The 22,447-nt window shown below is 71.4% G+C and carries 25 protein-coding genes; 19 read left to right on the top strand and 6 right to left on the bottom strand.

What is annotated here, in order from left to right; all coding sequences use genetic code 11:
- Nucleotides 1-6: 6 nt before the first annotated feature.
- Both Asi02nite_RS26130 and Asi02nite_RS26125 read right to left on the bottom strand, forming a co-directional pair.
- Nucleotides 7-507 (bottom strand): endonuclease V, encoded by a 501-nt coding sequence (locus tag Asi02nite_RS26130; protein WP_203716556.1) that lies wholly within the window; start codon nt 505-507, stop codon nt 7-9.
- Nucleotides 504-1,202, bottom strand: a complete 699-nt coding sequence (locus Asi02nite_RS26125; RefSeq protein WP_203716555.1) for a Clp protease N-terminal domain-containing protein — start codon at nt 1,200-1,202, stop codon at nt 504-506. Before Asi02nite_RS26125 ends, Asi02nite_RS26130 begins: the two co-directional genes overlap by 4 nt.
- Before the next feature lie 94 nt (nt 1,203-1,296).
- Here Asi02nite_RS26125 and Asi02nite_RS26120 point away from each other — a divergent pair, with 94 nt between their 5' ends.
- Nucleotides 1,297-2,700, top strand: coding sequence for a DUF11 domain-containing protein (locus Asi02nite_RS26120; RefSeq protein ID WP_203716554.1), 1,404 nt, complete (start codon nt 1,297-1,299; stop codon nt 2,698-2,700).
- Here the strand turns inward: Asi02nite_RS26120 and Asi02nite_RS26115 are convergent.
- Nucleotides 2,697-4,244 (bottom strand): GGDEF domain-containing protein, encoded by a 1,548-nt coding sequence (locus Asi02nite_RS26115; protein ID WP_203716553.1) that lies wholly within the window; start codon nt 4,242-4,244, stop codon nt 2,697-2,699. The genes Asi02nite_RS26120 and Asi02nite_RS26115 overlap by 4 nt on opposite strands.
- 106 nt (nt 4,245-4,350) lie before the next feature.
- Between Asi02nite_RS26115 and prmC the strand changes: the two genes are divergently transcribed.
- Genes prmC through Asi02nite_RS26095 form a run of 4 tightly spaced genes read left to right on the top strand, consistent with a single transcriptional unit; the run spans nt 4,351 to nt 7,149 of the window.
- Nucleotides 4,351-5,211 (top strand): peptide chain release factor N(5)-glutamine methyltransferase, encoded by an 861-nt coding sequence (gene prmC / locus Asi02nite_RS26110; protein WP_203716552.1) that lies wholly within the window; start codon nt 4,351-4,353, stop codon nt 5,209-5,211.
- On the top strand, nt 5,211-5,855 hold the full coding sequence (locus tag Asi02nite_RS26105) for an L-threonylcarbamoyladenylate synthase (protein WP_203716593.1): 645 nt from the start codon (nt 5,211-5,213) through the stop codon (nt 5,853-5,855). Before prmC ends, Asi02nite_RS26105 begins: the two co-directional genes overlap by 1 nt.
- Nucleotides 5,856-5,857: 2 nt before the next feature.
- Entirely contained in the window at nt 5,858-6,478 is a 621-nt protein-coding gene (locus Asi02nite_RS26100; RefSeq protein WP_203716551.1) for an arsenate reductase/protein-tyrosine-phosphatase family protein, read from the top strand.
- 11 nt (nt 6,479-6,489) lie between these two features.
- Nucleotides 6,490-7,149: an L-threonylcarbamoyladenylate synthase gene (locus Asi02nite_RS26095; RefSeq protein WP_203716550.1), complete on the top strand. Its 660-nt coding sequence runs from the start codon at nt 6,490-6,492 to the stop codon at nt 7,147-7,149.
- On the opposite strand, the gene Asi02nite_RS26090 is transcribed toward Asi02nite_RS26095, so the two are convergent.
- On the bottom strand, nt 7,070-8,593 hold the full coding sequence (locus tag Asi02nite_RS26090) for an SDR family oxidoreductase (protein WP_203716549.1): 1,524 nt from the start codon (nt 8,591-8,593) through the stop codon (nt 7,070-7,072). The genes Asi02nite_RS26095 and Asi02nite_RS26090 overlap by 80 nt on opposite strands.
- Before the next feature lie 158 nt (nt 8,594-8,751).
- Between Asi02nite_RS26090 and Asi02nite_RS26085 the strand changes: the two genes are divergently transcribed.
- The 12 genes from Asi02nite_RS26085 to Asi02nite_RS26030 all read left to right on the top strand — a co-directional run bounded on the left by Asi02nite_RS26085 (nt 8,752) and on the right by Asi02nite_RS26030 (nt 18,517).
- Nucleotides 8,752-9,207, top strand: a complete 456-nt coding sequence (locus tag Asi02nite_RS26085; protein ID WP_203716548.1) for a hypothetical protein — start codon at nt 8,752-8,754, stop codon at nt 9,205-9,207.
- A gap of 146 nt (nt 9,208-9,353) precedes the next feature.
- Nucleotides 9,354-9,611 carry an AtpZ/AtpI family protein gene (locus Asi02nite_RS26080; protein WP_203716547.1) on the top strand — a complete coding sequence of 86 codons (258 nt, stop codon included), beginning with the start codon at nt 9,354-9,356 and terminating at the stop codon, nt 9,609-9,611.
- A 13-nt stretch (nt 9,612-9,624) separates the two neighbouring features.
- Nucleotides 9,625-10,419: a F0F1 ATP synthase subunit A gene (gene atpB, locus Asi02nite_RS26075; RefSeq protein ID WP_203716546.1), complete on the top strand. Its 795-nt coding sequence runs from the start codon at nt 9,625-9,627 to the stop codon at nt 10,417-10,419.
- Between the two features lie 92 nt (nt 10,420-10,511).
- A complete protein-coding gene (locus Asi02nite_RS26070; RefSeq protein WP_089246440.1) occupies nt 10,512-10,736 on the top strand; it encodes an ATP synthase F0 subunit C in 225 nt (74 codons plus the stop codon).
- A 25-nt stretch (nt 10,737-10,761) separates the two neighbouring features.
- Nucleotides 10,762-11,289 (top strand): F0F1 ATP synthase subunit B, encoded by a 528-nt coding sequence (locus tag Asi02nite_RS26065; protein ID WP_203716545.1) that lies wholly within the window; start codon nt 10,762-10,764, stop codon nt 11,287-11,289.
- Nucleotides 11,286-12,110 (top strand): F0F1 ATP synthase subunit delta, encoded by an 825-nt coding sequence (locus Asi02nite_RS26060; RefSeq protein WP_373312329.1) that lies wholly within the window; start codon nt 11,286-11,288, stop codon nt 12,108-12,110. Before Asi02nite_RS26065 ends, Asi02nite_RS26060 begins: the two co-directional genes overlap by 4 nt.
- Before the next feature lie 64 nt (nt 12,111-12,174).
- A complete protein-coding gene (atpA, locus tag Asi02nite_RS26055) occupies nt 12,175-13,818 on the top strand; it encodes a F0F1 ATP synthase subunit alpha (protein ID WP_203716543.1) in 1,644 nt (547 codons plus the stop codon).
- A gap of 7 nt (nt 13,819-13,825) precedes the next feature.
- Nucleotides 13,826-14,755: a F0F1 ATP synthase subunit gamma gene (locus tag Asi02nite_RS26050; RefSeq protein ID WP_203716542.1), complete on the top strand. Its 930-nt coding sequence runs from the start codon at nt 13,826-13,828 to the stop codon at nt 14,753-14,755.
- A complete protein-coding gene (atpD, locus tag Asi02nite_RS26045; RefSeq protein WP_373312327.1) occupies nt 14,752-16,197 on the top strand; it encodes a F0F1 ATP synthase subunit beta in 1,446 nt (481 codons plus the stop codon). Before Asi02nite_RS26050 ends, atpD begins: the two co-directional genes overlap by 4 nt.
- A gap of 187 nt (nt 16,198-16,384) precedes the next feature.
- A complete protein-coding gene (locus Asi02nite_RS26040) occupies nt 16,385-17,620 on the top strand; it encodes an LCP family protein (RefSeq protein WP_203716540.1) in 1,236 nt (411 codons plus the stop codon).
- Between the two features lie 147 nt (nt 17,621-17,767).
- Complete coding sequence (locus Asi02nite_RS26035) at nt 17,768-18,049, top strand: F0F1 ATP synthase subunit epsilon (protein ID WP_203716539.1); 282 nt, start codon at nt 17,768-17,770, stop codon at nt 18,047-18,049.
- A gap of 15 nt (nt 18,050-18,064) precedes the next feature.
- Complete coding sequence (locus Asi02nite_RS26030; RefSeq protein WP_203716538.1) at nt 18,065-18,517, top strand: DUF2550 domain-containing protein; 453 nt, start codon at nt 18,065-18,067, stop codon at nt 18,515-18,517.
- Here the strand turns inward: Asi02nite_RS26030 and Asi02nite_RS26025 are convergent.
- Nucleotides 18,514-19,362 carry a 3-hydroxyacyl-CoA dehydrogenase family protein gene (locus tag Asi02nite_RS26025; protein WP_203716537.1) on the bottom strand — a complete coding sequence of 283 codons (849 nt, stop codon included), beginning with the start codon at nt 19,360-19,362 and terminating at the stop codon, nt 18,514-18,516. The genes Asi02nite_RS26030 and Asi02nite_RS26025 overlap by 4 nt on opposite strands.
- Nucleotides 19,363-19,622: 260 nt before the next feature.
- Between Asi02nite_RS26025 and Asi02nite_RS26020 the strand changes: the two genes are divergently transcribed.
- Nucleotides 19,623-19,856: a penta-EF hand family protein gene (locus tag Asi02nite_RS26020; protein WP_203716536.1), complete on the top strand. Its 234-nt coding sequence runs from the start codon at nt 19,623-19,625 to the stop codon at nt 19,854-19,856.
- A 360-nt stretch (nt 19,857-20,216) separates the two neighbouring features.
- On the opposite strand, the gene murA is transcribed toward Asi02nite_RS26020, so the two are convergent.
- The gene (murA, locus tag Asi02nite_RS26015; protein WP_203716535.1) at nt 20,217-21,614 is read right to left on the bottom strand and encodes a UDP-N-acetylglucosamine 1-carboxyvinyltransferase; all 1,398 of its coding nucleotides are present in this window, start codon (nt 21,612-21,614) and stop codon (nt 20,217-20,219) included.
- Here murA and Asi02nite_RS26010 point away from each other — a divergent pair.
- Nucleotides 21,613-22,185: a cob(I)yrinic acid a,c-diamide adenosyltransferase gene (locus Asi02nite_RS26010; RefSeq protein WP_203716534.1), complete on the top strand. Its 573-nt coding sequence runs from the start codon at nt 21,613-21,615 to the stop codon at nt 22,183-22,185. The two genes, murA and Asi02nite_RS26010, sit on opposite strands and share 2 nt — an antisense overlap.
- The last annotated feature ends 262 nt before the right edge of the window (nt 22,186-22,447 follow it).

Raw genomic sequence — 22,447 nt, 5'->3', positions numbered from 1 at the left:
GGCGTGTTATCCCGGACCTGCGCGGGCCAATCGGTCCACCCGGCGGAGTGCGTCGGGGATCCGGTGCGGGCCGGCCATCGCCCTGATCAGCGCGGCGCCCTCCTGCGCCGGGATGCCCGCGGCGGTCACGTGGAGCGGGCGGGCGCCGCCGCGAACGACCGGGATCGCATGCGTCGCCGAGCGGAACGCGGTCTTCGCGACACCCACGACCGGCACGCCGAGCGCGGCGTGCAGATGGGCGCCGAGCCCGGGGCGACCCGCCGGGTCGAGGTCGACGTAGCCGTCCACCACCAGCAGGTCGACCGGCGCCGTCGTGGCCAGGACCGCGCGGAGCGCCGGGAGTTCCCGTTCGAAGAAGAACCCCGGCCGGTACGCCGGCACGGCGTCGACGGTGGCCACCCGCTCCTCGACCAGCGTGGCGAATTGCGGCTCCGCGGCGACGACCAGCGCGGCCCGCGCGCCGCCGGCGGCGGGGTAGTGCGCGTCGACGGCCGCGTACCGGCTCACTGCTTGGCGCGGTGCTGGAACCCGAGCAGGGCCGTACGGACCGCGTCCTTCGTCGTGTCGTAACTGAAACCCGCCGACGCCAGCGCCCGGCCGGCCGCCGTGTCCGGCAGGCGCAGCAGCCCGAGCAGGATGTGCTCGGTGCCGATGTAGTTGTGGCCCAGGTCGAGCGCGGCCTGGGTCGTCTCCTCGAGCAGTTGCTTGGCGTCGGCGGAGAACGGCACGTGGTCGGGCACCGGGTCGGCCTGGCCGGGCAACCCGGCGGTGACGGTCTCGGCCAGCGCCTTCGGGTCGGTGCCGAGCGCCGCGACCAGCTTGGCGGCCAGCGCCTCGGTGGCGCCGAGCAGCGTCACCAGCACGTGCTCCGGCTCGACGGCCGGGTTCTGCCGCTGCCGGGCCAGCGCCTGCGCGTCCTTGACGACCTGCCCCGCCCGCTCGGTGAACCGGGCGAACCGGCCCGGGCCGCCGCGCTGCTGCGCGGCCTGCTTGGAGACGCCCATGGCGTCCCCGATCTGGCTCCAGGACGCCCCGGTCTGCCGGGCCGCCCGGATGAAGTGGTCGATGAGCTGGTCGCCCAGGTCGCCGAGGGCACGGGCCCGGGACCGCGCCTCCCCGACCCGGGCGACCGGATCGGCGTGGGGCAGGTCGCCTTCGAGCTGGGCGATGAGTTCCTCGACGGTCAGGTTGAGGGGTGCCATGCGTCAAGTGTGGGTTGACGAACCACCGATCGTCAAGGCTGGGTTGACGCCAGAAACCCGGATTCTGTCCTGTTATGTGGCTAATGTGGCGTGTGTGAGGTGGTTTCGGCTCGCGGCCGCTTCGGTGCCACTCGCGCTGCTCGCGCTGCCCGGGGCCGCGTCGGCGGCCGTGTCGCAGTCCGCGGCCGTGTCGCCGGCCGCGCCGTCGACCTTCAGCACCGTCGACGTCGCGGTGACCGGCACGATGACACCGGCGGTGGTCGCGTCCGGCCGGGACGCCACGTTCACCGTCACCGCCCGCAACAAGGGCTTCCGGCGAGCGGACGCGGTCCGCGTCGCGGTGCCCCTGCCGGCCCGCATCATCGTCGCGGCGCGGTCGGCCAGCCAGGGCGTCTTCGACGGTCTGACGTGGACGGTCGGCTCGATCGGGGTACGCCGCGACGCGCGGCTGACCCTGCGCGTGCGGGCGACCGGCCCGGTGACCGCGACGGCGACGGCCGCGCTGATCAGTTCCTTCCCCGCCGACCGCGACGAGCGCGACGACGTGGCCACGGCGCCGCTGAAGGTCAGCGCGCCGCCCGGAGCCAAGGTGCCCCGCGCCGACCTCGCGCTCACAGCTCAGGTCGCGCCGACGCTGGCCGGACCGGGGGATCCGGTGACCTACGCGGTCACGGTCACCAACAAGGGCCCCGACGCCGCGCTCGACGTGGAGGTCGCCGACCCGGTGCTGGTCGGCACGTTCCTCACGTCGGCGGCGACCGTCGGCCAGGTGACGGGTTTCCCGCCGCGCACCGGCGCCGCGACCACCGCCGCGCGCTGGCGGGTCGGGTCGCTGGCCGTCGGCGCCAGTGCGACGTGGACGGTCCGGACGCTGGCCGTGGTGACCGGCCGGGGCGACCCCGTCGTGCTGGTCACCCAGAGCGGAGCCGAGGACCCGAGCCCCGCCGACACCGTCGGCCGGGCGGCGCCGGTCGTCTCCGCCGCCGACCTGTCGCTCACCCGCGAGGTCGACAACCTGACCCCGGTCGTCGGCCAGCCGGTCACGGTGACGGTGACGGCGGGCAACGCCGGCCCGGACCTGGCCCGCGGGGTGACCGTCACGGACCCACCGAACGACGGGCTCGTCTTCGTCTCGGCGGCGGCGAGCGTGGGCCGGTACGACGAGGAGGACGGCCGCTGGCTGGTCGGCGATCTCGCGGCCGGTGCGGAGGCGACGCTGACGATCCACGCCCGGGTGGCGGTCGCCGGCGCGCTGGCGAGTCGGGCCACCGTCGAGGCGCGGCCGCCCGACCCGAACGGTGCCGACAACCTCGCCGAGACCGTGCTGAGCACGAGCGGCGGCGAGGCGCCGCACATGCCCGTCTTCCGAAGGGGCTTTCCCCTGCCGTACACGGAGATCAGGCTCTCCATGATGGAGGCGACGGTGGTCGGCGGCCTGCTGATCGCGCTCGGGTGCGTGCTCCTGCTGCACGTGGCCGCGGACCGGCGCCGGGTCTAGGACGCGGCGCGGGGCCGGCGCTTGGCGCGGAGCATCTCCCGGTCGGCGATCTCGAAGGCCTGACCCAGGGCGTCGCGTAGCGCCGGGCCGGAGCCGTTGACCTCGGCGAAGCCCACACTCACGCCGACCGGCGTGCCCGGCACCAGCGCGTGCCAGTCTTCCGCCGCCACGGCCGCGGCGACGCGCCGGGAGACGTCAGCCGCCTCGGCCATGCCCGCGCCCGGCAGCACCACCACGAACTCGTCGCCGCCGTAGCGGGCCACGAAGTCGCCGCGGCGCATCACCCGGTGGATCACCCCGGCGATGCGCTGCAGCACCAGGTCGCCCGAGTGGTGACCGTGCTCGGTGTTGACCGCCTTGAAGCCGTCGAGGTCGCAGACGCCGATCACGGCCCGCTCGCCGCGGGAGACCATCGCGGCCACGTAGCGCTCGAGCTGCCGGCGGTTGGGCAGCCCGGTCAGCGGGTCGGTGAGGGCCTCGCCGGCGAGCTGCGCGGCCGTGCGGCGCAGCTCCTCGCGCTCGATCTGGGCCGCGATGCCGTCGACGTAGACGGTCTGCAGCCGGTCGCTGCGCTGCGCGGCGAGCCGGAACGCCTTGCGGTCGGCGCGGTGGGCGGCCTCGTGGTCGCCGGCGCGGGCGAAGGTCAGGCTGCGCAGCCGCTCGGGCTCGGCCGCGCCCAGCGTCTGCGGCGAGATCGTGACGTTGCCGAGCCGGCGCAGCGCCTCGGTCGCGCGGCCGCCCGCGATCGCCACGCACACCTCACCGAGCTGGCGCAGGTCGCGGGCTCGGGCGCCGTCGCCGCCCGCGGCCAGCAGCGCGTGCACGTCGAGCCGCTCGTCGATCGCCTCGCCGAGGGCGCCCCGGCGGGCCGCGGCGTAGCCGTAGGCGGTCACCGTGGACGGTCGCAGCCGGGCGCCGTTGTCGGCGTCGAGGAACCGGCACAGGTCGGCGCCGATGTCGCGGAGCACCCGCAGGCAGCCGTCGGAGTCGCCGGAGTGGTCGAGCGCGACCGCGTTGCGCAGCCGGATGCCCGGCGCGGCGAACAGCTCCTCGGGCAACCCGGCGGCCGTGCCGATCTGCCGGGCCCGCTCGATCGCGCCCAGCGCGTAGCCGTGGAAGCTCAGGTAGGAATAGGCCATCGCCAGGTCGTGCCAGCCCCAGGCGGTGTCGCCGTCCGGGTCCTGCACGCGGCCGAGGTGGCTGGCGCTCTGCACGAAGTGGGTGACGCAGCGGTCGAGGGCACCCTGGTGGTGGGCGGCGAGCGCGGCCAGCGCGTGCGCGTGGCCCAGCACGTAGGGGTCGCCGACGTCGCGGGCGGCCTCGAGCGCACTGTCGACGGCGCTCGAGTATTCGGCGGTGCGGCCGAGGTTGATCACGGCGGAGAGTCGTTGGATCAGGGCGTCGGTGCGGGCCTGCGCGTCGGTGGTGGCGACGAGGACGTCGTCGAGCAGCAGGCAGGCATCGGCCGAGCGGCTCCGCATCATCAGCGAGCGTGCCTGGCGCAGCGCGTCAACCTGGTCAGGGACCCGGTCGAGCCAACCCACCGAGTGACCCCCTTCTGCGACCTTCGCGGTGTCGAACGTCAATGATTATCTCGTGACGGGCCGCCGACAACAGCCGACCGAAGGTACGACGATCCGCGTCGCACCTATGATCGCCGATGCGAGCCGCAGGCTGGCGTCCGCGGGGGTCGAATCACCGCGAAACGACGCCGAGCTGCTGGCGGCCTTCGTCCTCGGCGTGTCGCGCGGCCGGTTGTTGCTCGTCGACCGGGTCAGCGCCGCACAGGCCGCCGCGTTCGGGAGCCTGGTCGCGCGGCGGGCCGATCGCGAACCCCTGCAATACATCACGGGTACGGCGGCCTTCCGGCACCTGGAGCTCGCGGTCGGTCCGGGCGCGTTCGTGCCCCGACCGGAGACCGAGCTGCTCGCCGGCTGGGGGATCGACGCGGCCCGCGAGCTGCCGGAGCCCGTGGTGGTCGACCTGTGCGCCGGCCCGGGCCCGATCGCGCTGTCGATCGCCACCGAGGTGCCGGGTGCGACGGTGTACGCGGTCGAGAAGTCCCCGGCCGCACTCGCCTGGCTGCGCCGCAACGCCGAGGAGCTCGCGCTCGGCACGCATGTCGTGGCCGGCGACGTGACCGACCCCGAGCTGCTCGCCGGCCTGCGGGGCCGGGTGGACGTGCTGCTGAGCAACCCGCCGTACGTGCCGGAGGGGACGCCGGTCCCGCCCGAGGTCGACCGGTTCGACCCGGCGACCGCGGTGTTCGGCGGGCCGGACGGGTTGGCGGTGGTGCGCCCCGTGCTGGAGCGGGCGGCCGAGCTGCTGCGGCCGGGTGGCGTGGTCGCGATCGAGCACGACGAGGAGCACGCGACGGCGCTACCGGCGCTGTTGGCCGCGCAGGGGCAGTTTGACCGGATTGCCGGGCACGTGGATCTCACCGGCCGTCCTCGATTCACCACTGCCCGGCGCAGCGGGGACAGCTCGTCGTGGCAGACTGGCTCCTCGTGATGCTCTATGACTGCCGGTCGAGCGCTGACCGCGACCGGGGGATCGCCGCGGCGATCGAGGCGGTCAAGTCCGGCGAGCTCGTGGTGTTCCCGACCGACACGGTCTACGGGCTGGGCGCCGACGCGTTCACCCCGCACGCGGTGTCGCAGTTGCTGACCACCAAGGGCCGCGACCGAGGTGCCGCGCCGCCCGTCATGGTCGGCTCCCGGCACACCCTCGACGGCCTCGTCTTCTCGCTGCCGCAGGCCGCCCGCGACCTGGTCGAGGCGTTCTGGCCCGGCCCGCTGACGATCATCGTGGAGCACTCGCCGACGCTGCAGTGGGACCTGGGCGAGACCGGCGGGCAGATCGCCGTACGCATGCCGCTGCACCCGGTCGCCCTCGAGGTGCTGCGCGAGACCGGCCCGATGGCCGTGCTCGCCGCCAACAAGGGCGGGCTGCCCGCGCCGACCACCGCGGAGGAGGCGCGCACGCAGCTCGACTACGCGGTCCGCGTCTACCTCGAGGCCGGCCCGAGCGCCGACCCGGTGCCCAGCGCGATGGTCGACGTGACCGGCGACGTGCCGCGCCTGCTGCGCGAGGGCGGCATCCCGATCGAGAAGCTGCGCGACGTGGTGCCCGGCCTCACCGGCCCGGGGATGTGACCGTGCCGCCGTTCACCGTCCTGCACGTGTGCATGGGCAACATCTGCCGGTCGCCGATGGCCGAGCGGCTGCTCGCCCTCGCGGTGACGCAGCGGTTGTCCCGCGTGCCCGCGGGAACGGCCGCGCCCGACGCCGACGCCCTCGTGTTCAGCCACAGCGCCGGCACCGGCGGCTGGCACGACGGCGAGGAGATGAACCCGCCGGCGGCCCGCCAGGTGCGCGCCCGCGGCGGCGACCCGACCGGCTTCGGCGCCCGCAAGCTGCTCTCCGAGCACATCGACGCCGCCGACCTGGTCCTCACGGCCACCGCCGACCAGCAGGACTACGTGGTCGCGCTGCGCGCCGACGCCGCACCGCGCACGTTCGTCCTCGGCGAGTTCGGCCGCCTGCTGCCCGCGGTCGACCCCGCGGCGCTGCCCGACGGCGAGGTCACCCCCGACGCCGTGTACGCCCGCGGCGTGGCCCTGGTCGAGGCGGTCGACGCCGCCCGCCGGGGCGCCGCACCGCTGCCCGCCGACGACCTCGACGACCCGTGGGGCCGCGGCGACCAGACGTTCAGCCGGGTGGCCGACGAGATCGAGGAGACCGTCGTGCCGCTCGCCCGCCTGCTCATCCCGTCCTGAGGGGACGTTCCATGGTCAACGCCCGCTGGCTGGCGCCGGGATCGCCGTCCGGGCTGCTCCGGCTCGCCGACGCGGAGGACGTGGCCGCCACGCTCGCCGGTGGCGGGCTGGCCGTGCTGCCGACCGAGACCGGCTACATGCTGGCCGCCGCCGCGACCATCGAGGCCGCGGTGCTGCGGGTGTTCCAGGCCAAGCGCCGCGACGTCAACCACCCGATGCACATCGCCTGCGCGTCGCTGTCGATGGCGGGCCACTACGCGAAGCTGACCCCCGAGGCCCGCCGGGTGATCGGGGCGTTCACGCCGGGGCCGCTGACCGTGGTCGTCGAGCAGACCAGCGAGCTGCCCGACCGGCTGGTGACCCACCAGGGCACGGTCGGCATCCGGGTGCCGGACCACCCGGCCACGCTGCAGGTGATCGCGGCGGCCGGCGTCCCGGTGACCGCGACCAGCCTCAACCCGTCCGGTGCGGAGTCCCGCCCGGTCGACGAGGAGGCGCTCGCCGAGCTCGAGTGGGTCGCCGGCGAGCACGTGCCGGTCGTGGTCGACCACGGGTCGATCCGGCACACCCTGGCCTCGACGCTGGTGACGCTCACCGGTCCCGACGGTCCGCGGGTGCTCCGGGAAGGCCCGGTCTCGGCGGCGCAGGTGAGGGAAGTCCTGGGTCAGTAGGTCGCTCGGCGCCGAGCGCGATGTTCCGGGCCATCCCGCCGAAGATCATCGCGTGGAACGGCGAGACCGCGGCCCAGTACGCGTGCCCGGCCAGCCCGTGCGGCAGGAACACGGCCCGCTGCCGGTAGCGGGACCCGTTCGGGCCGTCCGGCTCGGCGCGCAGCTCCAGCCAGGCCCGGCCGGGCAGCTTCATCTCGGCGCGCAGCCGCAGCAGCTCACCCGGCACGATCTCCTCGACCCGCCAGAAGTCGAGCGCGTCGCCGACGTGGAGCCGGTTCGGGTCGCGCCGGCCGCGGCGCAGGCCGACGCCGCCGACCAGCCGGTCCAGCCAGCCGCGCACCTCCCAGGCCAGCGGGAACGAGTACCAGCCGTTGTCGCCGCCGACCCCCTCGATCACCCGCCACAGCATCGCCGGGTCGGCGGCGACCTCGCGCTCCCGCAGGTCGGTGTAGACGCTGCCACCGGACCACTGCGGATCCGTGGGCAGCGGGTCGGCCGGGGAGCCGGCGCCGGACCAGCGGGTCTCCACCTCAAGGTCGCGGATCTTGACCAGGGCCAGCTCCACCGCGCGGTCGAAGCCGATCAGGCCGTCGGGCGGGTCCGGCACGTACGCGGCGATGTCGTGCTCGTGCGCCACCGCCTCGTGGATCAGGCTCTCCACCAGCGGGCGGGCGATCGAGTTGGGCACCGGGGTCACGAAGCCGACCCAGAGCGAGGAGAGCTTCGGGGTCAGCGGCCGGACCGGGAGGATGACCCGGCGGGGGAGTCCGGCCACCGCGGCGTACCGCTGCATCATCTCGGCGAAGGTCAGCACGTCGGGGCCGGCGATGTCGAAGCCGCGGTTGACGTCGGCCGGCAGGTCCGCGGCGCCGATGAGATAGCGCAGCACGTCGCGGACCGCGATCGGCTGGATCCGGTTGCGCACCCAGCGCGGCGTGACCATCGCCGGCAGCCGCTCGGTGAGGTAGCGCAGCATCTCGAACGAGGCCGAGCCGGAGCCGATGATCACGGGCGCGCGCAGCACCGCCGTCGGGGTGCCGCTGTCGAGCAGGATCCGGGCGACCTCCGCCCGCGAGCGCAGGTGGGCCGAACTGCGCGCGCCCGGCGGTGGCTCGGGGCCGCCGAGGTAGACGATCCGGCGCACCCCGGCTGCGCGGGCCGCTGTCGCGAACGCCTCGGCGTTGGCGCGGTCGAGATCCTCGAAGTCGGGCCGGCCGAGCGAGTGGACGAGGAAGTACGCGACGTCGACGCCCTCGAACGCGGCCGGCAGCGAGTCGGGGTCACCCAGGTCGCCCCGCGCCACCTCGACCCGGTCGGCCCAGGGCACGTCCCGCAGCTTCTCCGGGGACCGGCTCAGGCAGCGGACCTCGTGACCGGCGTCGAGCAGCCGGGGCGCGAGGCGGCCGCCGATGTATCCGGTCGCGCCGGTGACCAAGCACTTCATCCCTCCCACTATGCGGGTCGGGACGGCCGCTCGCGCGGTATCCGGAACGTCACCCAGAGTTCGCTCCGAGTTTTCCGGACGCGCCGTTTTTGCCGGCGATATCCGAATCGGTGGCACGTTTTCCGGCGCCTGGCGGGTCGCACGTAGACTGCGACGCGATGTCGACGACCCCTGCCCCTGACACGACCGCCACCGAAGCCGGCGCCGGCGCGGCCGAAGCCGATCGCAACTGGCGGCTGCGGCACCTGCCGCCCATCCTCGTCGCGGCCGCGGTGATGACCGTGGGTGCGGCCGTCCTCGGTGGCGTGCTCGCGGGTGGTGTCGGCGCGTTCGCCGCTCCACTCGGTGTGCTGATCGCGACCGCCAGCTTCCTGGCGTCGACGCTGGCGATCGCCTGGGCCGACAAACTCGACACCAAGCTGGTCATGCCGTTCGGCATGGGCGTCTACGTGGCGAAGCTGAGCCTGCTGGGCGGCATCATGCTGGTCGTCGCGACCACCGACTGGGCGGGCATCAAGCCACTGTCCGCGGGCATCGTGGCCGGCGTGTTGGCGTGGACCGCGACCCAGATCTGGTGGATCGTGACCGTGCACGCACCGAGATTTCGTCGTTAACGCGACCCTTGGGTGACCCCACTTGGCGGGTCCGAGGAGTAGCGTGAGCGCAGAGGCAGATTCATCATCCCATTCCCCCCGCGCGGCCTGAGCGTGCGGGGGTCGAGTCTTCTCCTCCCTCTACCGGCTGATACGGTTCCCGCGTCATGGCCGGTGACCCACCCTCGCAACACTCCGACAAGGACCCCGACGTCACACCGACGGGGGCCGACCTCGGATGGACGGCGCTGTCCTACCTCATCGGGGGGATGGCGGTGTGGGGGTTCATCGGCTGGCTGGTCGACCGGGCGGTCCACACCGGCGGCGTGATCACCGGCATCGGTGTGGTGATCGGTTGCGCCGGCGGGATCTACCTGGTCATCAAGCGGATCGGGGCCCCACCACCGGGGCCCGGAAGTTCATGAGGGAAGGGACGCGGTGATCGGACAGGCGGTCGCTCTCAAGAGCGACGTTCCGTTTCCACCTGAGGTAGGCGACTTCTACCTGCCCTCGATCGTGCCGTGGGGCGGGCTCGACTCGCTGTGGTTCACGAAGATCACGGCGCTGGTGTGGGTCAGCACCGCCCTCATCATCGTCTTCTTCCTGCTCGCCTACCGGAAGCCCAAGCTGGTGCCGGGCAAGGCGCAGTGGATCGCGGAGTCGACGTACGGCTTCGTGCGCAACAACATCGCGGTCGAGATGCTCGGGGCCCGCGGCGTGCGGTTCGCGCCGTACCTCGCCACGCTCCTGCTGTTCATCGTCTTCAACAACCTGTGGAGCATCGTTCCGATCGCCCAGATCTCGCCGAACTCGCACATCGCGTTCCCGGCGTTCCTGGCGCTGATCAGCTACGTGCTCTTCAACTACGTCGGCATCAAGAAGTTCGGGTTCCGCAAGTACATGCGCAACTCGCTCATCCCGCCGGCGCCGTGGTTCGTACTGCCGATCCTCATCCCGATCGAGTTCTTCTCGACCTTCCTGGTGCGGCCGTTCTCGCTGGCCGTCCGGTTGTTCGCCAACATGTTCGCCGGGCACATGCTGCTGCTCGTCTTCACGCTGGGCGGCTTCGCCATGCTCCAGGCGAACACGGCTCTGGCGCCCATTTCGGTGCTGTCCTGGTTGATGACCATCGCGCTGACGCTGCTCGAGCTGTTGGTGATCTTCCTGCAGGCCTACGTCTTCACCGTGTTGACCGCGAGCTACATCCAGGGCGCGGTCTCGGAGGAGCACTGATCCCCGGCCCCCGGGGCAGTGGTCCACCACCGCACCAACAGTTGTCCGTCCCGCGTGAACGTCACGCGTGATAACCAGGAGGAACCTCAGCAATGGACATCGCCGCAGTTGAGGGCAGCGTTGCCGCTATCGGTTACGGCCTCGCCGCCATCGGCCCGGGCATCGGCGTCGGGCTGATCTTCGCGTCCTACATCCAGTCCACCGCCCGTCAGCCCGAGTCGTCCCGCATGACCCTGCCGTTCGTCTGGATCGGCTTCGCCGTCGTCGAGGCGCTGGCGCTGTTCGGCATCGCGTTCGGCTTCATCTGGGCCGGCTGACCCAGCGCAACCGCAGGAGGTTTCCATGAACCTAAGCGCAGCAGTCGAGCACAGCCCGATCCTGCCGCTCTGGCAGGAGATCGTGGTCGGTGGCGTCGCGTTCGCGGTGCTCTGCTTCGTGCTGATGAAGTTCGTCTTCCCGCGCATGGAGGAGACCTTCAAGGCCCGGGTCGACGCGATCGAGGGCGGCCTCAAGCGGGCCGAGGACGCCCAGTCCGAGGCCAACAAGCTGCTCGAGCAATACAAGGCGCAGCTGGCCGAGGCACGTACGGACGCCGCGAAGATCCGCGACGACGCGCGGGCCGACGCCGAGGAGATCCGTCAGGAGATCCAGGCGCGGGCCCGCGAGGAGTCCGACCGCATCATCGCCGCCGGGCGCGAGCAGCTCAACGCCGAGCGCCAGCAGATCGTTCGCGAGCTGCGGGCCGAGGTGGGCACGCTCGCCGTCGACCTGGCCGGCCGGATCGTCGGTGAGTCGCTCTCCGACGAGGCGCGCCGCCGCGGCACGGTCGACCGGTTCCTGTCCGAGCTCGAGTCGACCGGGAGCCGCTGATGCAGGGCGTCAGCCGGGAGTCTTACCGCGCCGCCGCGGAGCGGCTGGACTCCTACGCGGCCTCGGCGCCCGCCGCCGACGTCGCGACGACCGGTGACGAGCTGCTCTCGGTCGCCGACGTGCTGCGCCGGCAGCCGACGCTGCGCCGGGCGCTGTCCGACCCGGGGCGGCCCGGCGACGACCGGGCGGAGCTGATCCGCTCGCTGCTGACCGGCAAGGTCGGCGACGAGACGCTCGGCGTGGCGACCGTCCTGGCCGGCGGTCGCTGGTCGGCCGCGACCGAGCTGCTCGACGCGACCGAGCGACTGGGCGTCGAGGCACTGCTGGCCAGTGCCGACCGCGCCGACGACCTGGCCGAGGTCGAGGACGAGCTGTTCCGTTTCGGGCAGGTCGTCGACGGCTCGCCGGAGCTGTCCGGAGCGCTCTCCGATCTGGTCGCCCCGCCCGCGCAGCGGGCCGACCTGGCCAAGGCCCTGCTGGACGGCAAGGCCAAGCCGGTAACGCTGCGGCTGGTCGAGGTGGCGCTCGCCGGATTCGGTGGTCGGTCGTTCCAGGCGGCTTTGTCGCGCATGGTGGAAATGTCCGCAGAACGGCGCGATCGCCAGGTCGCTTATGTCACCGTCGCGGCACCGCTGTCCGATGACGAGGAGCGCCGGCTGGGCACCAAGCTGTCACAACTGTACGGTCGAGACGTCACTGTCAAGCAGACGGTCGATCCGCAGGTGCTGGGCGGCATGAGTGTGCTTGTCGGCTCCGACCTTTACGACGGCACCGTCCTGCGCCGCCTCAACGACACCCGCAAGGCGCTCTCGCAGCGCTGACACCCCGCCCGCTTAGACCCTGACACCGCACCGGTAACCCGGGCCTGAATAGAGGAAGCAGAGGATGGCCGAGCTGACCATCTCGTCGGAGGAAATCCGCGGCGCCCTGGAGCGCTACGTCTCCTCCTACACGCCCGACATCTCCCGCGAGGAGGTCGGCACCGTCGCCGACGCCGGTGACGGCATCGCGCACGTCGAGGGCCTGCCCTCGACCATGGCCAACGAGCTGCTGGAGTTCGAGGACGGCACGCTCGGCGTGGCGCTGAACCTCGACGCCCGCGAGATCGGTGTCGTGGTCCTGGGTGACTTCGCCGGCATCGACGAGGGCCAGCGCGTCAAGCGCACCGGCCGCGTCCTGTCCGTGCCGGTCGGGGACAAGTTCCTCGGCCGCGTGGTCGACGCGCTCGGCAACCCCGTCGACGGCCTCGGCGAGATCGAGAACGAGGGCTTCCGCGAGCTCGAGCTCCAGGCGCCCAACGTCATGGCCCGCCAGTCGGTCAGCGAGCCGCTGCAGACCGGCATCAAGGCGATCGACGCGATGATCCCGATCGGCCGTGGCCAGCGTGAGCTGATCATCGGTGACCGCAAGACCGGCAAGACCACGATCGCGCTCGACACGATCCTCAACCAGAAGGCCAACTGGGCCTCCGGTGACCCCAAGAAGCAGGTCCGCTGCATCTACGTCGCGATTGGCCAGAAGGCCTCGACCGTGGCGTCGATCAAGGGCATCCTCGACGAGGCCGGCGCGATGGAATACACCACCATCGTCACCGCCCCGGCGTCCGACCCGGCCGGCTTCAAGTACATCGCGCCCTACACCGGGTCGTCGATCGGCCAGCACTGGATGTACGCCGGCAAGCACGTCCTGATCGTCTTCGACGACCTGTCGAAGCAGGCCGAGGCCTACCGCGCCGTGTCGCTGCTGCTGCGCCGCCCGCCGGGCCGCGAGGCGTACCCCGGTGACGTCTTCTACCTGCACTCCCGCCTGCTGGAGCGCTGCGCGAAGCTCTCCGACGAGATGGGCGGCGGCTCGATGACCGGCCTGCCGATCATCGAGACGAAGGCCAACGACATCTCGGCCTTCATCCCGACCAACGTCATCTCGATCACCGACGGCCAGATCTTCGTCGAGCCCGACCTGTTCAACCAGGGCGTGCGGCCGGCCATCAACGTCGGCACCTCGGTGTCGCGGGTCGGTGGCGCCGCCCAGGTGAAGCCGGTCCGCAAGGTGTCCGGCTCGCTGCGGCTCAACCTGGCGCAGTACCGCGAGCTCGAGGCGTTCGCCGCGTTCGCGTCGGACCTCGACCGCGCGTCCCGCGCCCAGCTCGAGCGCGGCGCCCGCCTGGTCGAGCTGCTCAAGCAGCCCAACTACTCGCCGTACCCGGTCGAGGAAGAGGCGGTCGTGGTCTGGGCGGGTGTCGAGGGCAAGCTCGACGACATCGCGGTCGGCGACGTGCGGCGGTTCGAGGCGGACTTCCTCGACCACGTGCGCCGGCACGACAAGGCGACGCTGCAGGCGATCGCCGACGGCCAGTGGGACGACGACATCATCGGCGCGCTCGACAAGTCCATCTCGGACTTCAAGGCGAACTTCCTGGCCCGTGGCGAGACCACCACGGTCAACGAGCCGCCGGCCGAGCCCACCGAGGGCGAGCTCGAGAGCGAGTCGGTGACCCGGTACACCGACCAGCCGGCAGAGAAGGCGTAGGCACCGCATGGCGGCCCAGGTACGCGTCCTTCGCCAGCGCATCCGCTCGGCGAAGGGCATGAAGAAGATCACCAAGGCGATGGAGCTCGTCGCGACGAGCCGTATCGCCAAGGCGCAGGCGCGGGTCGATGCGTCGCTGCCCTACGCCCAGGCGATCACCGGCGTGCTGTCGGCGCTGGCGTCCAACGCCAGCGTCGACCACCCGCTGCTCACCCCGCGCCCGCGGGTGCGCCGGGCCGGGGTGCTGCTCATCACGAGCGACCGGGGCCTGGCCGGCGGCTACAGCACCAACGCGATCCGCACCGCCGAGTCGCTCGTCGCGCGGCTGCGCGAAGACGGCAAGGAGCCGGTGCTGTACGTCATCGGCCGCAAGGGCGTCGGCTACTACCGGTTCCGGCAGCGGCCGATCGAGGCGAGCTGGACCGGCTTCTCGGAGCAGCCGACGTTCGAGGACGCCCGCGACGTGGGTGAGACGCTGATCGAGGCGTTCACCCGCGGCGCGGACGACACCGACGACGGCCCGGGCGCCGACGCGGTCACCGGGGTCGACGAGCTGCACATCGTCTACACGCAGTTCAAGTCGCTGCTGACCCAGACGCCGGTCACCCGGATCATCGGCCCGATGCAGGTCGAGGAGCGGCCCAAGTCGGAAGGCCTGCTGCCGGCGTACGAGTTCGAGCCCGAGGCCGAGGCGCTGCTCGACGCGTTGCTCCCGCGCTACGTCAACACCCGCATCTACGCGGCCCTGCTGGACTCCGCGGCCAGCGAGTCGGCGGCGCGCCGGCGGGCGATGAAGAGCGCGACCGACAACGCGGAGGACATCATCCAGACCTACACGCGCCAGATGAACGCGGCGCGGCAGGCCGGGATCACCCAGGAGATCAGTGAGATTGTCGGCGGCGCGAACGCGCTGGCCGCGGCGGGAAGTGAAGCGTGATGACTGCGACTGTTGAAACTGAGACCACCACGGCCGCCGGCCGTGTCGTCCGGGTCATCGGCCCGGTCGTCGACGCGGAGTTCCCGCGTGACGCGATGCCCGAGATCTACAACGCCCTGCACGTGAAGGTCTCGCTGGCCGAGGGCGACAAGACGCTGACCCTCGAGGTCGCGCAGCACCTCGGCGACAACATGGTGCGGGCGATCTCGATGCAGCCCACGGACGGTCTGGTCCGGGGCGCCGAGGTGGAGAACACCGGCTCGGGCATCACCGTGCCGGTCGGCGACATCACCAAGGGCCACGTCTTCAACGCCATCGGCGAGGTGCTCAACCTCAAGGAGGGCGAGAAGTTCGAGGTCAAGGACCGGTGGCCGATCCACCGCGAGCCCCCGAAGTTCGCCGACCTCGAGCCGAAGACCGAGATGCTGGAGACCGGCATCAAGGTCATCGACCTGCTGACGCCGTACGTGAAGGGCGGCAAGATCGGCCTGTTCGGCGGCGCGGGTGTGGGCAAGACGGTGCTCATCCAGGAGATGATCACCCGTGTGGCCCGCAACTTCGGCGGCACCTCGGTGTTCGCCGGCGTCGGCGAGCGCACCCGTGAGGGCAACGACCTCATCACGGAGATGGCCGAGTCCGGCGTGCTCCCGCAGACGGCGCTGGTGTTCGGTCAGATGGACGAGCCGCCGGGCACCCGCCTGCGCGTCGCCCTCTCCGCGCTGACGATGGCCGAATACTTCCGCGACGTGCAGAAGCAGGAGGTGCTGCTCTTCATCGACAACATCTTCCGCTTCACGCAGGCCGGTTCCGAGGTCTCCACGCTGCTGGGCCGCATGCCGTCCGCGGTGGGTTACCAGCCCACCCTGGCCGACGAGATGGGCCAGCTGCAGGAGCGGATCACCTCGGTCCGGGGCCAGGCGATCACCTCGATGCAGGCGATCTACGTGCCCGCCGACGACTACACCGACCCGGCGCCGGCCACCACGTTCGCCCACCTGGACGCGACCACCAACCTGGAGCGGTCGATCTCCGACAAGGGCATCTACCCGGCGGTGGACCCGCTGGCGTCGTCGTCGACCCTGCTCGCGCCGCAGTTCGTGGGCCAGGAGCACTACAACGTCGCCTCCGAGGTCAAGCGGATCCTGCAGCGCTACAAGGACCTGCAGGACATCATCGCCATCCTCGGCATGGAGGAGCTCTCCGAGGACGACAAGGTGACGGTGCAGCGGGCCCGCCGGATCGAGCGGTTCCTCTCGCAGAACACCTACGCCGCGGAGCAGTTCACCGGCGTCCCCGGCTCGACGGTTCCGATCAAGGAGACCATCGAGGCGTTCAAGAAGATCTCCGAGGGCGAGTACGACCACTTCCCCGAGCAGGCCTTCTTCATGTGCGGCGGGCTCGAGGACCTCGAGCGCAAGGCCGCGGAGCTGATGAAGGACTGAGCGTCCTCACGCAGAGCGATCCAGGCACCCCGGTGGGTGCCTGGATCGTTGCGTTTTCGCACGGTGTCGTACCCGGGCAGCCGTACTCAGACATGAGATATAGGCTCTCGGGCGCAACGGCGAGCCCCCTTACGCACGTCTCCATATCGGAGACCCGGCATACGGGCATCGACGAGAAGGAGTTCTGATGGCGAGAAGGTCGGGCAGCGGTTCATCGGGCCGCTCGACCGGGCGCGGTGCGACCGGCAAGGCCACACCCGGCGCCGCTCCACCGGACTTCGGCGCACCCGCGGGCACGACTTCGGGCGGCAAGAAGCCGCGGAAGCGGTCGGGGATCCCGCGCTGGGCCCGCTACTGCACGATCCTCGGCGCGATCCTGATGGTCGCCAGCGGTGGCCTCCTGGTCACGTCGGAGGCGCTGCTGGCCCGCTACGAGGGCGCGGTCACCACCGAGGACCTCTTCGGTGACGGCGCCAAGGTCGAGAAGAAGAGCGACATCAAGGGCCCGCTCAACATCCTGCTGGTCGGCATCGACCCGCGCAACGACACCACGTTGCCGCTGGCCGACTCCGTCATGATCATGCATATCCCGGCCGGGCTCGACCGCGGCTACCTGTTCTCCCTCCCCCGCGACACGGTGGTCGACATCCCGGCCTTCCCCAAGGCGGGTTACAACGGCGGTCGCGAGAAGCTCAACGCGGCGATGTCGCACGGGGCACGGGTGCCGGGCGGTGGGAAACCCGACAGGGCCAAGGGCTTCGAGCTCCTCTCGAAAACGATCAGCAACTACACCGGCATCGCGCGGTTCGACGCCGGCGCGATCGTCAACTTCGCGGGCTTCAAGAAGATCGTCGACGCGATCGGCGGCGTCACGATGTACGTCGACGAGGCCGAGGTGCTCTCGGAGCACCTGCAGCCAAACGGCAAGGCGCGCCCGAAGCGCAACTGCGGCGGCTGCGCGCACCCCTACTACGGCCCGCAGGCCAAATACACCAAGGGCACGCACAAGTTCCAGGGCTGGCAGGCGCTCGACTACGTGCGACAGCGCTACACGGTCGACGATGGCGACTACGGCCGCCAGCGCCACCAGCAGCAGTTCGTCAAGGCGATGGCCCAGCAGGTGCTGAGCAAGAACGTCATGACCGACCTGCCGAAGCTCGACAAGGTGCTCCGGGCCGCCGGCGAGGCGCTGGTCTTCAACGGCCGCGGCTACAGCGTCGCCGAGTTCGGCTTCGCCCTCAAGGGCATGCGGCAGGACTCGATCACGATGATCAAGCTGCCGGGCGGTGGGGTCAACGAGAACGGGAAATACGCGGGCGAGGCGCTGCAGCCCGTCGCCAAGGAGTTCTTCGCATCGATCAAGGCCGAGACGACCGACGCCTTCATCGCGAGCCATCCGGATCTGATCAACCGCGACAAGTGAGCTTGCTCGCGTCCGGGGGTGCCACCTTTCACAGGTGGCACCCCTGCTCCGTCTCCGGCGGCCGCGCCGATTAGACTTCACTCCAATTCCACCGCGACACCGGGCGACGATCCCCTCGCCCCGGTCCGGCGTCGAAGAGGAGCCAACGTGGCAAATCAGCTCCATGTCGAGCTCGTGTCCGTCGAGCAGAAGGTGTGGACAGGCGAGGCCGAGATGCTCGTCGCCCGCACCACCGAGGGCGAGCTTGGTGTGCTGCCGGGCCACGCCCCGCTCCTGGGCCAGCTCGCCGAACCCAGCCAGATCCGCATCAAGATCGACGGCGGCCAGCAGCTCGCCTACGACGTCGCGGGCGGCTTCCTCTCCGTAACGGAGACCGGCGTCACGGTCCTGGCCGAGAGCGCCACCCCAGCCGAACCCGCCGCGCGCTGACGACGGGCCAGGCCGATGGAGATCTTCGAATGGATCGCGATCGGCCTCGGGCTGTTTCTCGCCACGATCGTCCTGTTGTTCGCCCGGCGGGCGTATTACGCGCGCGCCGGCGGCACGATTCGCTGTGACCTGCGCATCTCGACGTTCCTGCACGGGCGCGGCTGGTCACCCGGCTTCGCCCGGTTCGTCGACGACGAGATGCGCTGGTACCGCCTGTTCAGCCTGGCCATCCGCCCCAAGCGGGTGCTGTCGCGGCGCGGCCTGACGGTCGCCAGCCGCCGCCTGCCGGAGGGCCAGGAGCAGCTCACGATGCCGACCGACTGGGTCATCCTGCGCTGCGTGGGCCACCAGGCCCCGGTCGAGATCGCGATGGCCCTCTCCACGGTGACCGGGTTCTCGTCGTGGATCGAGGCGGGGCCCCCGGACTACCAGAGCCCCCGCCTCACCATCTGGCCGCCCGCGGCCTAGTAGTCGTAGAACCCCTTGCCGGTCTTCCGGCCGAGGTCGCCAGCGACCACCATGCGCTGCAGCAACTCCGGCGGGAAGAACTTCTCGTCGGCGGTGTCGGTGTAGATGTTGCGGGCCGCGTGCAGCATCACGTCGACGCCGGTCAGGTCGACCGTGGCCAGCGGGCCCATCGCGTGCCCGAAGCCGAGCCGGCAGGCGGTGTCCAGGTCCTCGGCGGAGATCACGCCGGACTCGACGAGCTTGACCGCCTCGAGCGCCAGCACGGCGATGAGCCGGGTGGTGACGAACCCGGCGACGTCGCGGTTGACCACGACGACGGTCTTACCGATCTCCTCGGCGAACGCCTTCGCCTTGTCGAGCGCCTCGTCGGACGTCTTGTATCCGCGTACGAGCTCACAGAGCTTCATCATGGGTACGGGCGAGAAGAAGTGCGTACCCACGACCGACTCGGGCCGCTGCGTGGCCGCCGCGATCTGGGTGACCGGGATGGCCGAGGTGTTGGTCGCCAGCACGGCGTCGGCCTTGCAGATCTTGTCGAGCTCCCGGAACACCTCCTGCTTGACGTCGAGCCGCTCGAACACGGCCTCGACCACGATGTCGGCGTCCGCCGCCGCGCCCAGGTCCGTGGTGGTGGTGATCCGCCCGAGCAGCGTCTCGACCTCGGCGCCCTCGATCGTGCCCTTGGCGACCATCCGCTCCAGCGACTTCTGGATGCCGGCGACCCCACGCCCGATCGCCGCGTCGTCGAGATCGCGCAGCGTCACCTCCCACCCGGCCCGCGCCGCCACCTGGGCGATGCCCGAACCCATCAGCCCGGCCCCGATGACCGCCAGCCGACCCGCCATGCTGTTCTCCCTTGAGTCGAAGCCCGTATGCCTTGCAACTTAGTCGCCCGGGTGAACGATCGGTCAGTCCACCGCTGTGACCGAGTCCACGCCGGACAAGGTTCTTGACTGACAGACTGGGCTCATGCCGGTTGGCGCCCGCGCTCGGCCCGGGAGGCGCCGCGGCCCGGGCGCGCCCGCACGGCCACCGGCGCCGCGACACCCCGCACTGACCGCGCGCCGCCACCGGCGCCGAACTCGAGGCGGCGGGGGGCCGGAAAATGGACGCGAAACAGGGTGACGAGGTACCCGACTTCGGCCTGCTGGTGACCGTGGCCCAGACGACCACGGAGGCGGACGCGGAGGAACTCCGCCGCCGCCTGTCCGCGAACGGCATCCGCTCCACGGTGGCCCCGGGCACAGCCGACCGCACCCGCATCCTGGTCTTCCACGAAAACGCGGCCCACGCCCGCCGCCTGGTAGGCGGCGGCGCCCTGGACACAAGCCCGGACTAACCCACCGAGCCTGGCCCGCGCCTTGTCCGACCCAGCGTGCGGCTGGCAACGCATGCCCGTCGCGGGCACCCGCTTGTCCGACCCACCGTGTGGTCGGCAGGCCCACGCCGGAGCTAGAGGATGGACCCGGCCGCCGCGTGTGGTCGAGGCAGCCGCGGGCTGGCCGGCGGCCCCGCCTCATCGGCAGGCGGGGCCGAACGCGAGCGCCCGGTTGACCCGATCCCCGCCGCTTCGCGCGGTGAGGGGTGTGCTGTTCGGGCGAACATGTTCTCGCATGTAGCTACATGCCTGCGCATGTGCGCTCCCTGCCCCTCCCCGTCGGACGGCGGGGTTGTGGGTGGGAGGGACTGATTGGGCGATCTAGAAGGAGAACTGGGGGTCTTCGGGGGCTGCGGCGCGTTGGACTTCGACGCCCAGGGCGGACAGGTCGCCTACGAAGTCTGGGTAGCCGCGGTCGATGTGGTGGACGTGGGAGATCTCCGTGATGCCGTCGGCGCAGAGGGCGGCTATCACCAGGCCCGCGCCCGCGCGGATGTCGGTGGCGCGGACCGGGGCGCTGGACAGGCGCTCGCGGCCGCGTACGACCGCGTGGTGGCCGTCGGTTTTGATGTCCGCACCCAGGCGTGCCATCTCGTTCACGAACATGAAGCGGCCGTCGAAGATGTTCTCGGTCACCAGCGAGGCGCCGTCGCTGACCGAGGCCAGGCCGATCGCCATCGGGAGCAGGTCGGTCGCGAAGCCCGGGAACGGGAGGGTGACGACGTCGACTGCTTTGGGGCGGTCGTCCATGCGTACGCGGAATCCGGTTTTTTCGGGCTCGACCACGCCGCCGGCGGAGACGAGCTTGTCGAGCGCGATGTCCAGGAACGCGGGATCGACGCCGTTGACCAGGACGTCGCCGCGGGTCATGGCGGCGCCGAAGGCCCACGTGCCGGCGACGATGCGGTCGCCGACGGTGGCGTGGCGTACCGGGGAAAGGGCCTCGACCCCCTCCACCCGCAGCGTCGACGTGCCGACGCCTTCGATCTTGGCGCCCATCGCGATCAGCATGGAGCAGATGTCGACGATCTCGGGCTCGCGGGCGGCGTTGTCGATCTCGGTGCTGCCCTTGGCGAGTACGGCGGCCATGACCAGGTTCTCGGTGGCGCCGACGCTGGGGAAGTCGAGCCAGATGGTGGCGCCCTGCAGGCCCTGCGGGGCCGAGGCGATCACGAAGCCGTGCTCGCCGGAGATCTCGGCGCCCATCCGGGCCAGGCCGGCCACGTGCATGTCGAGGCCGCGGGAGCCGATCGCGTCGCCGCCCGGGTGCGCGACCCGCACGTAGCCGCGGCGGGCGAGCAGCGGCCCGAGCACCGCGATCGACGCGCGGAGCCGGCGGACGAGGTCGTAGTCGGCCTCGGTGCCCGGTTCGTCCGGTACGTCGATGTTGACCACCACGGACGGCGGCGGCCCCTGCCGGCCCGCCGGCACCTCGTCGGGCGTGATCTCCACCTGACAACCGAGCCGGCGGAGGACCTCCGCCATGATCGCGATGTCGGTGATCCGCGGGACGTTGGTGATCACGGTGCGCCCCGGCGCGAGGAGCGCGGCGGCCATCAGCTTGAGTGCGGAGTTCTTGGCGCCGACGACGGCTACCTCGCCGTTCAGCCGCGCGCCGCCCTCGACCCGGATCAGATCCACGTCGGCAATGGTAGGAGTCACGGGTGGTGCCCCGGCCTCGAGGTCGTTCCGAGAGGGCGTCCGTAGGCTGTTTGTCATGGCCGTCCACCTCACCCGCATCTACACGAAGGCCGGCGACACCGGCTCGACCCGACTGGTCAACAACGAGCAGGTGGCGAAAACCCACCCGCGGATCACGGCGTACGCGGACGTCGACGAATGCAACGCCGCGCTCGGCGTCGCTCTGGCGCTGGGCTCGCTGTCCGAGGAGGTGCGCGCGGTGTTGTCCCAGATCCAGAACGACCTCTTCGACGTGGGCGCGGACCTGGGAAATCCGGTGGAGCCGTCGCCGGCGTACCCGCCGCTGCGGGTGACCGAGGAGTACGTGACCCGGTTGGAGGGCTGGTGCGACGAGTTCAACGGCCGGCTGTCCACGCTCGCCTCCTTCGTCCTCCCGGGCGGCACCGCGGGAGCGGCGCTGCTGCACGTGGCACGCACGGTCGCCCGCCGCGCGGAACGCGCCGCCTGGTCACTGATCGCGGAGGATCCGGACCGAACCAGCACGCTCCCGGCAAAGTATCTCAACCGGCTCTCGGACTTGCTGTTCATCCTGTCAAGAACAGCCAATCCCGACGGCGATGTGCTCTGGGTTCCTGGTGGCAAGAAGTAGCAGGTCGGGGCGGTGATCTAGGTCCTCGGCCGGGGCGCGACCGCCGCCTCCGGTGAGGAGATCCGCGGTCGTGCACTGCGTAGCAGTGCGCAGGCGCCGCTGTCCCAGGCCCGCGTCTGGCCGTCCAAGTCGATACGGCCGCGCGGAGCGGTCCGCACGGGCTGTCCCTCGCAATAAATCATTGCAACGATTGCAAGCTAGCTGTGACGCTAGGACATAGCTAAGCCGCGCCCGCGCAGGGCCGTGTCAGGCGTGCCTGGCC

Source organism: Asanoa siamensis, from assembly GCF_016862555.1.
GTDB classification, from domain to species: Bacteria; Actinomycetota; Actinomycetes; order Mycobacteriales; family Micromonosporaceae; genus Asanoa; species Asanoa siamensis.
This window is presented reverse-complemented; position numbering and strand designations above follow the sequence as displayed.